9 protein-coding genes are annotated in these 12,145 nt (G+C 41.2%); 4 read left to right on the top strand and 5 right to left on the bottom strand.

Annotated features, from left to right (window positions below):
• Window positions 1-16: 16 nt before the first annotated feature.
• From K333_RS0102175 to K333_RS0102190, 4 genes are read right to left on the bottom strand one after another with little or no spacing between them, the layout of a single operon-like run.
• The gene (locus K333_RS0102175) at window positions 17-2,266 is read right to left on the bottom strand and encodes a cation:proton antiporter domain-containing protein (RefSeq protein WP_024989104.1); all 2,250 of its coding nucleotides are present in this window, start codon (window positions 2,264-2,266) and stop codon (window positions 17-19) included.
• A gap of 18 nt (window positions 2,267-2,284) precedes the next feature.
• Window positions 2,285-5,068 (bottom strand): putative LPS assembly protein LptD, encoded by a 2,784-nt coding sequence (locus K333_RS0102180; protein ID WP_027452273.1) that lies wholly within the window; start codon window positions 5,066-5,068, stop codon window positions 2,285-2,287.
• Window positions 5,069-5,091: 23 nt separating this feature from the next.
• Window positions 5,092-5,631, bottom strand: coding sequence for an HD domain-containing protein (locus K333_RS0102185; RefSeq protein ID WP_024989103.1), 540 nt, complete (start codon window positions 5,629-5,631; stop codon window positions 5,092-5,094).
• Window positions 5,631-7,406, bottom strand: a complete 1,776-nt coding sequence (locus K333_RS0102190; protein WP_024989102.1) for an oxaloacetate decarboxylase — start codon at window positions 7,404-7,406, stop codon at window positions 5,631-5,633. The genes K333_RS0102185 and K333_RS0102190 overlap by 1 nt, the downstream gene beginning before the upstream one ends.
• A 138-nt stretch (window positions 7,407-7,544) precedes the next feature.
• Here K333_RS0102190 and K333_RS11730 point away from each other — a divergent pair, with 138 nt between their 5' ends.
• From K333_RS11730 to K333_RS11735, 4 genes are all read left to right on the top strand, one after another.
• Entirely contained in the window at window positions 7,545-8,396 is an 852-nt protein-coding gene (locus K333_RS11730; protein ID WP_036885862.1) for a hypothetical protein, read from the top strand.
• A 16-nt stretch (window positions 8,397-8,412) separates the two neighbouring features.
• A complete protein-coding gene (locus K333_RS0102200) occupies window positions 8,413-9,153 on the top strand; it encodes a helix-turn-helix domain-containing protein (protein WP_027452274.1) in 741 nt (246 codons plus the stop codon).
• A 126-nt stretch (window positions 9,154-9,279) separates the two neighbouring features.
• Window positions 9,280-11,319 carry a TonB-dependent receptor gene (locus K333_RS0102205; protein WP_027452275.1) on the top strand — a complete coding sequence of 680 codons (2,040 nt, stop codon included), beginning with the start codon at window positions 9,280-9,282 and terminating at the stop codon, window positions 11,317-11,319.
• Window positions 11,316-11,816, top strand: a complete 501-nt coding sequence (locus K333_RS11735; protein ID WP_024989099.1) for a hypothetical protein — start codon at window positions 11,316-11,318, stop codon at window positions 11,814-11,816. Before K333_RS0102205 ends, K333_RS11735 begins: the two co-directional genes overlap by 4 nt.
• Window positions 11,817-11,842: 26 nt before the next feature.
• Here K333_RS11735 and K333_RS0102215 read toward each other — a convergent pair whose 3' ends face one another.
• Entirely contained in the window at window positions 11,843-12,139 is a 297-nt protein-coding gene (locus tag K333_RS0102215; RefSeq protein ID WP_024989098.1) for a cysteine peptidase family C39 domain-containing protein, read from the bottom strand.
• Between the last annotated feature and the right edge of the window lie 6 nt (window positions 12,140-12,145).

Genomic DNA, 12,145 nt, shown 5'->3' on the forward strand with positions numbered 1-12,145 from the left:
AAGAAGAAGGCTTTGATCAACCGATCAAAGCCTTTAAATTTTCTTCTTCTCCTACAATCCAAAGGACATTGCCTTTTTCCAATATCCAATTAGGATTGATCGCGGTAAGTCTTTCTTGTCCATTCTCTACCCCTACAACCATACAGTTGTATTTATCGCGAATGCCACTGTCTTTCAGTGTTTTCCCTACGAATTCGCTATTACCGGATATGATCATCTGGCGTAATTTCATTTCCCGCTTTTCGATATCGGTATCTTCAGGAACCAAATCCGTCTTTATAGCGTTGTCCAACTTACTCAGTTGTTCGTCGTCGCCAATGGCTTCTATACGGTCACCAGGGAAAAGTATTGTATGACCATTGGGAATATTGATACGTTGTCTGCCTCGAAGGATACTACTTACGTGCACTCCGAAGAGTTTTCTTAATTGTAATTCTCGCAAACTTTTACCTGCCCAATTGGAATCTTCCGGTATCTCCAGATTACCAATATGCAAATCTCTATCTAACAGGCGACCTACAAAGAGCGGTTTCTTTCTACCCTTCACTTGTGCATCTATATCCCGGGAACGAAGATTTAAGATGAAGGTACGCTCCAAACTGATACTTCTCTTCTTTAGTCCACGCGACATGATCATAACGGCAATAACCAATAATGCTATTGTCATCATTAGGGCATTGCTAAACCTTGTAAGATAATTGCATATATAGAACACGAACATTGATGCGATGATGAGTCTCACAACAATGGTGAACAGCAATGGTAAACGAAAATATCTATTCTCGGTCCAAAGGGCCTTGAACTCTTCACTATGGTTTTTCTTGATGACCATGGCTCTTAATGCCGGAGCGATAAGCAGGACCGTGAGAATACCACATAATGCATTCCCTGGCCAATGTCCTAACATACTACGACTGAAAGGCAAGAAGAATGTCAGCATCAGGAAGATTCCGGCAACTGATAAGATGCTACATATAATAACATTCCATGCCATGGCACTAAGCAGTTTATTCCAATTTCCACGTTCTTTGGCTGTACCTTGTTTATCGCTCATCTCTAAATGATTCAGTCGACGAATCCATTTCTTTGGCAAAGACTTCTCTAGTCGTAGGTAACAGGGTTCTGCAAAACGAATCATATAAGGTGTCAGGAAGGTGGTGATAACAGATACTGCTACAACAACAGGGTATAGAAATTTACCAATCACGCCAAGTGAAAGTCCTAGAGAGGCTATGATAAATGCAAATTCACCAATCTGTGACATGGAGAATCCACATTTCATCGCTGTCTTCAGTGGTTGTCCGCTCAGTAGGAAACCGGATGTTCCGAAAACGCTCTGACCTATGATGATAACCAATACCAAAGAGATGATTGGTAATGCATAGTCTACCAAAATATCCGGATCTACCAACATTCCCACTGAAACGAAGAATATTGCTCCAAACAGGTTCTTTACTGGTTCTACTAATCGGATGATCTTTTCTGCTTCGATAGTCTCTGCTAGAATGCTTCCCATAATGAAAGCGCCAAAGGCGGAACTGAATCCTACCTTTGTGGATACGACTGCCATCAAACAGCATAAGCCTAAAGAGACAACAACAAGTGTCTCATTATTCATCAACTTTCTGGTCTTACGCAGGAAGAGGGGTATCAGGAACAAACCTACAACGAACCATAGTATCAGGAAAAAGACTATACTGAAAAGGCTCTTCAGCATCTGTTCTCCATCGGGACTTCCTCCACTGGCCATAGCAGAAAGCATCACCATGAGTACGATCGCCAAGACGTCCTCCAAGATAAGGACGCTCATCACCAAGCCTGCAAATCGCTGCTGACGTACATCTAAATCGTCAAAAGCTTTATAGATAATTGTCGTTGATGACATCGCAAGCATACCTCCGAGGAAGATGCAATCCATCTTACCCCAATGGAACAGATATCCCGTAAGGATACCTAATGTCATCATGCAAAAGATAATTGTCAGGGCTGCTATCACAGGAGCTATTCCCATCTTCAAAATCTTCTTGAAAGAGAAATCAAGTCCTAGAGAAAATAAAAGGAATATAACACCAATATCTGCCCATGTCTGCACATCTGCCTTATCGATAACAGACATGGTATAGGGCATATGTGGTGACACTAGAAAACCTGCCACGATATATCCCAAGACCAATGGCTGCTTAAGCTTCTTGAATAACAATGTGACGATGCCCGCAACCACGAGGATGAGAGCTAAGTCTTGTACGAGGTTTGGGATTTCTGCCATTGTATGTTCTCCTAATGATTAATACCACTGCACGGCATTTCCATAGCCAGAGCGCTTGTCATATTTCAAAGCATCTGTAAGTGTTGCTGCATTACAGCGGAAGGTGAAATTATAACTTGTATATGGAGCAAGTACTACTTGACAACTCATGTTAAAACAGTGTAAGTCACGCTGTAAACTGGCCGTTGTCATACTTACCTTATGAAAATCAAAATCATAACCTGAAGAGAAACTGATATTCCATCCATCACTAATACGTAGATTTCCACTGACATTCAGAGTCTGTGTAAACTTATATGGATAGCGCATCGTTTTATAATTAAACTTGTTGATATCCGTATTTTCACGCATCGTGATACCATAACCGAACGTTAACGACCAAGGCATAGAGAAGGCCATGTATCCATCATCATCGGTCTGAGCTTTACTACTCTTCTTTGCTCCGTGCTGAGCGTTAACCATTTCGTCATCAACATTGCTCTCACGATCGGTATCTATTCCTTCGTCATCATCCTTATTGTTCTTGCTGTCTGCCTTATCGTCGCTTTCACCAGAAAAGAACTTCTTTATCTTTTCCGGAGTCAAAGTATATGAGATATTCTGACTCATACCCTGGAAACGACCAAACTTACCCATTCCCCAGTATGTATGTGTACCAACATACGGTCTTCCGTTTTCATCAAGATCATAAGCATAAGAGGCAAAGACGGCATTCATATTGAATGTATAGTTCTTCCACCATTTCAGTCGGATATTCATACTCAAGTCACTCCATGGACGAGTCTTCGCTGCCATGTTATAACTCATATTCAATCCTAACTCATCTATCAGACTGATCTTTTTAAATCCCGTAGAATCCTTATCACTCTTTACCTTCATCTCAAGGTTATTCCCGAGACTAAAGGATACACTTCCGGTCTTTCCTCTACCAGGTACACCATACAGGGAATTCTGGAAAGGTGAATATTCTACTAATGACACATTACCATTAGCATCTGTTTTCTGATAAGTTTCATAATAACCATAACGTGAAGCTCCAAAGTCTGGCGCGAAACTAAAGCTAACCTGCGGTGTCAACACGTGACGAATGGTTTGTATCTTATCACCAAAGATCTTCCTACTTGGTGTCCAAAATCCATAAAGTTTGGTAGAAGCTCCAACACTAAAGTTCCAATTATATATATTATGGAAGCCATAAGTCGTATCAGCCACCTCTGTCTGTGTGTGTTCATCCCAAGAACGATTCACTTTGCTCGTGTACATACGATCGGTGAAATTGAAACTTGGATTTACATTGATGTATTTAAATAAGGTGAAACTTGCACTCACCGGAATATTATGCTGCCATCCATTTCGCCAATCACGAATCAGATTAGAATGCAACAATTTATCCTCATGTGTATTGATAGAATTGCTTATCTGACCAGTATAGCTCATTGCAATTTTCTCGTACCAACGCTCTTTACCTACCATATGCTTACGGCGGAAAGGATAGAAACGAGCCAAACTAATATTCAAATCCGGTAAGGTCATCGCAATCGTAGAGTCGCGCATATTCTGACTCAAATTGGCTGTAGAACTCAAACTCAAACCTATACTTGAGAATGTTGTACTCCAACTTATTGAAGATGTTCGAGTACTCTGTGTCAAAGCCTGTGGATTATAAAGACTGGTGAGATTGTTACGCTCATAACTTGAAGTTGCAAAATTCACACTAGCACTCAAACTGCTATAAGGATTTGCTTTGCTATCCTGTCGATGGCTCCACTGTACCTTGAAACTCTCTTGTTCTGCGAAATCCGGCATACCTTTATCTCCCGTCTTCGTATCTTGATAACTGAAGAAGAAACTACCACTATAACGATAACGCTTACGATAGTTACTTGCTGCACTAATACCCCATGAGCCCTTGGTATAAATTTCACCAAGCAGTTTCAAGTCCCATTTATCGCTCATCGCGAAATAATATCCACCATCACGCAAATAGAATCCTCGACTGGTCTCATCACCATAAGTAGGCATGATAAAACCAGACGAGTAGCTCTTGGTAAATGGGAAAAAGCCATAAGGTACTGCTATAGGAAGTGGCACATCGGCTACAACAAGATAAGCAGGGCCAAAGACTACATCCTTACCCGGACGAACTCTTGCACGTGACAAAGAAATATAGAAATCAGGATGTGGTTCATCACAAGTCGTATATCGACCATGTTCCAGATAAACAACACCACTAGAATCGCGCTTAGAATGTTCACCAGTCAGGAAACCTTCCTGTTGCTCTGTATACACATTATCTATATAAGCGCGCTTTGATTTATAATTAAAGGCAATCGTATCGGTCTTATACTCATCAGAACCCATCTTAAAAACAGGTTTATTCTTCACACCGCCTTCTGCTGTAGAATCTGTAGTACCATGTGCATGAATAATCGCATCATCCATGTTCATATTAATCTGATCACTTGTAAGATCGTAATTTTGGTACTTTACATTACTTGATCCATAAAGATAAGCAGTTTTACTGTCGGCATGATATACCAGCGAATCTTCGCCCTGATAATTGATAGGAGCTTCTATACTGCCTGATTTTTTCTTATTTATAGAGTCTAAACGAATAGAATCATCCACCTGCTTATTATGGTGATAAATAGCAAGCCCTATAGAATCGAGCTTTGTGGTATCAGTGACAGCCGTTGTATCAGCCTGAACAGCCTTCTTTTTATTTAAAATAGGCATACGCTCACTAGCCATCATGAAGATGACGACCAATAACAGCAGTGCTATGATTGTATTTCTTTTCATTTAGGATACATTCAATTTTATGTTTACTCGAACATTTGGGCCCATTCCTTGAACCTTACCAGTCCTCCTTGTCCGAATTTCTCCAGACTCTTCAAAGCTTGTTCCATTGTTTTCTCCCTTTCCGGATGCGTTTTGCTATAAAACTTGTCAGCATAACAGATAACCTTCTCTTCTAATGTCTCTGGAAGAAAATCTTGATGAGGTAAAGGAAGATTTTGCAGGATGATTTCATCCTTTGTAATTCCTACACCGGTATGACGTTCACACACACGTGCATGGCGAGGATATCCCTCCTTTCTTAACATTTCGGCACCTATTCGTCCATGACAGATATAGGGTTGATCGCCAAAACATTGAATTCCCGAAGCATCACAACGACATATGCCAATATCATGAAGCATCGCAGCCTCCTCGATAAAGGTCTTATCCATGTGCAATTCAGGATGACGATTACAAATACTTACAGCACGCTTCATTACAAGCGTGCTGTGAGTGATAAGAATGGAGCGCAATTCTGCACTCTCATTCTCATAGTATTTACCAATAATTTCTAGATAATTCATTAATCTTCTTTTCTCTGGATATACGCGATGACATCACCCTTGCGAACCTTAGCGCCTTGATGAGCGTTGATTTCAACAAGTTGTCCACCCATTGCAGCTGGAATCATCTCGAACTCACCCCAAGAAGTGCAGATATAACAGAATGCTTCACCTTCTTTATATTCCTTACCGATGAATGGCTCTACTGCAGGTGCAGCTTCACCTTCGCCCTGGAATTCCCAGAAGATCTGACCCTTTACAGGAGCTACAATAGCATCTGCCTTGGCATGCTTGAATGCGATAGCCTCTTCTACGCTGACCTTAGCACCCAACTTAGCATCTTTAGCCTTTTGCAAGTCTGCCAACATATTCTTCTTAGCCTGACCGCTCTTATAGTTACGATACTGCTCTGGATGCATTGCAAGTTCCCAAAGTTCTTCATTGTCCTGACCGTAATCCCAGCCATTCTCGTCCATTTCCTTCTTGAAATCTTCAAGTGCAGGAGTCAACAATGTATGAGGATCGGCATCAGTAAACTCACGTCCCTGAGCCTTTGCAAGTTCTACGATCTCCGGAGCCAACTCACCAGGAACCTTACCTGATTTACCTAAGATCATACCCCACATAGAATCGTCCATATAAACATAACGACCCTTACCTTGCTCCAATGAGAGGAGGTTCATCAATGAGATATTCTTAACATACTGAGAGAATGGGGTTACCAATGGAGGATAACCAACACGTGGCCATACATAAGCAACCTCGTTGAACAGTTTCACGAGCATATCGTCAACGCTCAACTCTGGCTCACCCTTCTTCTTACGAAGGTTATTGATCGTACCACGGATACCGCCAAGGTCTGACATCATAGAACCCATCATACCACCAGGAAGACCACAGCCGAGGAGCAATGAGCTCATCATCTTATTACCTGGGTTAATGAAGTAGCCTAACCACTCATCGATGAATTCCTGTGTAAGGGCACGAGCCTTCATATAGGCGTCCATATTGATCTCCGGAACCTCGAAGCCGGCATGCTTCAACATGCTCTGAACAGAGATTACGTCTGGATGAACCTTACCCCATGACAATGGTTCGATAGCTGTATCGATGATGTCTGCACCATTCTTACAAACTTCCAAGATAGAAGCCATAGAAAGACCTGGACCAGAATGACCATGATATTCGATAATAATCTCAGGATGCTTATCCTTGATCATCTTGGTGAGTTTGCCCAAGAATGCAGGCTGGCCAATACCAGCCATATCTTTCAAACAGATTTCCTCAGCACCAGCTTCGATTTCCTTATCTGCTAATTCACTATAATACTCCAATGTATGAACAGGAGAAGTGGTGATACACAATGTACCCTGTGGTGTCATACCAGCCTCCTTAGCCCACTTGATAGAAGGGGCAATGTTACGGATATCATTCAATCCGTCAAAGATACGAGGAATATCTACACCCTGAGCATGCTTTACCTTATACATTAAAGCGCGCACGTCGTCAGGAACTGGATACATACGCAATGCGTTCAGACCACGATCAAGCATATGAGTCTTGATACCAGCCTCATTGAATGGCTTACAGAAAGCACGAACAGCTTCATTTGGATTCTCGCCAGCAAGGAGTTGAACCTGCTCAAATGCACCACCATTAGTCTCTACACGAGAGAAACATCCCATATCAATAATGACTGGAGCGATACGCTCCAACTGGTCTTTGCGAGGCTGGAATTTACCAGAACTCTGCCACATATCTCTGTAAACGAGACTGAATTGAATTTTCTTTCCCATTATTTTGATTTTATATTTTATCCTAGTTCAATCAACGTGCAAAAATAGATAAAAAATTCCAAATATCGACCTAAACGCACCATTTTTTACAAATATTACATTATCTTTGTGGTCAAAATAAAACTGATGCGCACAAATATGAAAATCAAATCTATATCAGTCTTAATACTTATCACCTTACTGGTAACAAGTTGCAGACAAAGTACAAAACCTTTATCTTCTACTGATATACAGATACCTATTAGTTTAAATACCAAAGCCGAGGGGGACTCTGCCATCTACGGATTGGTATGTCCTTCGTCTGCAGACTCTTTGATTTCTATTTTGCCTTTTACGGGTGGTGACCCTGTCACTTATAATATATTCTCGGCCATTAAGGAGAATAGAATATATGGCAGTCCGGATACAGGTGACTGGATTTGCATCATGCCTTGTCACGATGACCCTCACAAAGCTTATTCGATTATCGACCTTGATGAGATCAAAGGTACATGGACTTATCCTGTAATGCCACATCTACGTGATGTTTCTCATCTCACGAAACGCCAACAGGAACGTATTCTTGTGAATATGCCTGATTCTATTATAAAGACTTATATGATTCCTCGACAGTATGGATTCACTCTTCAGCGCATGAGTGTGGCCAAACCGGTGGGATTCGTTAATCAAACGAATGATGTAGAAGATGACAGTCCTGTTGAATATCCTGCTGTTCCTTTCTTCACGGAATGGCATGCCTACAATGGCCGCATCATCCTCGTAAAAGGACAGCATAAATATCTTGATAAGTGGATTAACAAGACTACGGTTCGTGACACGTTTGATTTGGTTTATATGCAGAATGATTCACTTGTCATCCGAAATCATGAAGGAAAGATCTACAGTTTCCACCGCCAGCAGAATGCTTTGACAGCGAACGCAAAAGCCAATGCAATGGCTGAGAAACAAGACAAGAAGTTAAAAGACAGAATGGACAAGGTGTCGAAATAAATAATACCATACGACTATGAAACTAAAACCATTACATGCTATACTCATATTTATCTTTATGACATGTTGCTCTGTTTGGGCAAGCTACAGTAGTTATAGTCACACCCGACAGCGCATCATCGATGATATGAATCAGGCATTAGCTCAGACGCTTGCGGAGAAAAGTTCTAGTTGGATTACTCCGGACACGATTCAAGATTATCGGAGTCACCTGAAACTAAACGAGCTCAAAGATTGTTCTTTCGTCTATTATGCCATGAATGACCGGCAAGAGGGGTTATGCAGTAAAAAGATGAAATGGCAAAAGAACCATCAAGACATAGAATTTCAAAGTTATGCGAACTGTTCTGCGGCTTCTATATTCTCGATGTCGGACCAATCGATGAGCAGTATTCTCTCTTTCTTCACCTTACTATGGGCTATCGGCTCTTTTTACTACTTCAAGAATCATCATAAAGGTATGCTGATTTTGGGTGGACTGATGATGAACACCACCGACTGTTCTTTTTACGATCTGAACCACCATTCTATTAAGTTGACGCCTATGCAGATGCAACTGATGCGAATGTTCTTTACCGCTGCCAACCATAAGATTTCCAAGCATGAGATTTGTACCACCTTATGGCCTAAGAAACCTGATGCCAGCGAAACCCTCTATACGTTGATACGCCGATTAAAGCCTATCGTTGAAAAAAACGGTAACCTAGAGATTGTATCAGAGCGTGGTAAAGACTACCAGTTACGCATCAGAAGATAAGATTCTAAATATCAACCACATACGGACATTTGTCGGATAGTCATCAAGAAATGTCAGGCAAATGTCAGTTTGTTTTTTCGCCTTGTTTCCTATCATTCTATACCTTTGTCGGAAAACAAAGCAAGAATGAAAAACTATCTTATTTTACTATTAACACTTTTCTGCGCCATTGAATCAAGAGGACAGAAAGAAGTGAATCTCGAGGAAGTAACCATCAAGGCAGCACGTACGATCGACAAGACCGATGGCAAACTGATTATCCCTTCTGAAGAGGAGAAGCAATCTTCCGCCAACGGATACAGTCTGTTAAGTAAGCTCTCATTACCTGCCATCAAGATAGACGCTGTTCTGCATACCATCAAATCCGCCGATAACCGAGGAAGTGTCCAAATGCGAATTAACGGAGCGGTTTGCAGCAAAGAAGACTTACTATCCCTGAATCCTAAGGTCATCAAGTCTATCGACTTCATCGACAATCCTGGAGTAAGATACGGTAAAGACATTGCCTATGTCATCAACATCAAGACACGGAAAGACGAGGATGGATATACGTTGGGAGTTGACCTTATGAATACCGTCAGCACATGGAATGGTGAAGATATGGCTTTTGCGAAATGGAATCATGGCAATTCTGAATGGGCCATTACCTATGACTTCAACTATCAGGACTTTAGAGGTGACCGTTATAAGGAGTTGACTGATTATCTGCTGAAAGACGGCACGCACCATTTGATCGAGCGAGAAGATATCGACAACAGGAAAAGAAATTTCAGCAATATGATCGAACTGAAATACAATCTAGTAGATCCAACCTTTTATACCTTTCAAGCTACCCTATCCACGCATCTCAGCCATACTCCCGGTGACTATACCACTCGTTGGTTCAACGAAACAAATCACGATGCTGTCCTGACAACACAGGGCGAAAAGTCTAAGAGTTCATCTCCCACACTCGATTTATACTTTTACCACCGGTTAGGCAATCATCAGTCTGTTACGGCCAACATGACCGGTACTGCGATACACACCAGGATGTGGAACTCCAATAACGAGGGAACTGACTATGTTTATTCGGTAAAGGGCAGGACATACTCGCTCACCACAGAAGCAATATACGAGAATCGCCTAAAACCTTTCACGCTCTCAATGGGATTTCTACACAAGACAAAATATACAGACAACGTATATCACGGGGACGTGAATTCCAACAATAATATGCACAACCGGAGTTTATATCTTTTCGGAGAAGTAAAAGGTCGCTGGTCGGGATTTAATTATTCGGCTGGAATGGGTCTTAGTAATGAGCATTATCATCAAGGAGAAAATAGATTTAACTTCTGGTTATTCCGCCCTAAAATTACATTGGCTCATTCTATCTCTGACCTTTGGAACATTCGTTATAGTTTTGAGGTATCTCAACATATCTCGCAAGTAGCCATGATCAGCGACACTCGTATACGTACCAACTCGATGGAATGGACTGTAGGGAACCCTGACATCCAGCCCAACGGCAACTTCGAACATTCTGTTAACCTATCATACAGGAGTTCTCGATTCGACAACCTATTCATGACGGCTTTACGAATTATACCCGACTGTAATATGGCAAGCTACAGTCGTACAGACGATGACCAATTTCTATATATGCAACGAAATCAGCCCGGTATCAAGATGTGGTATGCAATGGATTGTATTCGATGGTCGATAATTCCGCAAAAACTGAATATGAGCATTATTGCCAGCGCATACAGGTTTATCAACAATGGCGAGAACTACACACATACTTTAACGAGCTACCAGATAGAGGGAAATATACAGGCATATCTCGGGCGATGGACCATTACAGCTTATGCGACAAACGGATATAAGTTTATGGAAGGCGAGACATGGAATCATCAGGATGATGCATCCTATATCTCATGCAGCTATCATCTGGGACTTTGCGATATTTCCTTATATTGGCAGCATCCTTTTGAGGTGAACCCTCGCTTAAATCGGGGTGGACTGGAGAATGTACTGATACATAAGCAGATGGAATACCATGGACGAGACTATGGCAACATGATCTCCATTGGTTTCAGTTGGAAGTTGAACCGAGGAAAACAATATCATGATATCAATAGAAAGCTCCACAACAAAGATACACAAACCGGTATTCTGAAATGAGAAAGATATTTTTCTGCTTCATCTTATATCTTGTGGTCATGGTCGTGGCAACGATGACATCATCTACAGACAAACGCAGCGATCAAGAGAAATTCCGACAAGCGCTCATCGGTATGCAACACCTATCATATACCGACCCAGACTTTGGATATCATGTCCATTATCCTTCATTTTTTGAAAAGGAGGACATGAAGGATTATGGCATTGGTCACGTACAATTCGGCTATCATGCGCACAACATCAACTTGGTAATGGAATGCAAAGTCGTTCCCGAAAGTGTAATAACAAGCCGTAAGCATAACTTCATCAAACAGGGTATGCTTGCCGACATGGAGGGGTATGACTATTACTCACATTATGTATATAAACATCATCTATTCTATATTCTTACCTTATATTACCCATCCGATTACAGAAAGGCCTTCGAGAGAATCATCTATGATGTAAAAATATGGAATCCATTCTATAGAAACAAACACGTGAACTTACATCGTTGACCGCGTAAGCTCACGTGAATACATACCTAAAACTTATCAATCAAAGAAATGCATAAATGATTATTATTCCAATAAATAACACAAGGTAAATTGATTTTTTTCAAAAGTATCTCAGTTGGTATTTTCAATCCAACAGCATGCAGTCCAATACACTCAGCAGCCTCACCCATTCCAAAGAGTGACACCCCTTTATTGGTTATACAACAATGCTGACGCAAATAATCTATATCAAAATCCTTTCCATAATACTGTGCTATCATCTTTAGGCAGGAAGGACCACAATCGTAAGAATCATGCTGAGTATATAATGCTATTTTGTCCATTCATCG

The sequence above is a fragment of the Segatella albensis DSM 11370 = JCM 12258 genome, assembly GCF_000426565.1.
GTDB lineage: Bacteria > Bacteroidota > Bacteroidia > Bacteroidales > Bacteroidaceae > Prevotella > Prevotella albensis.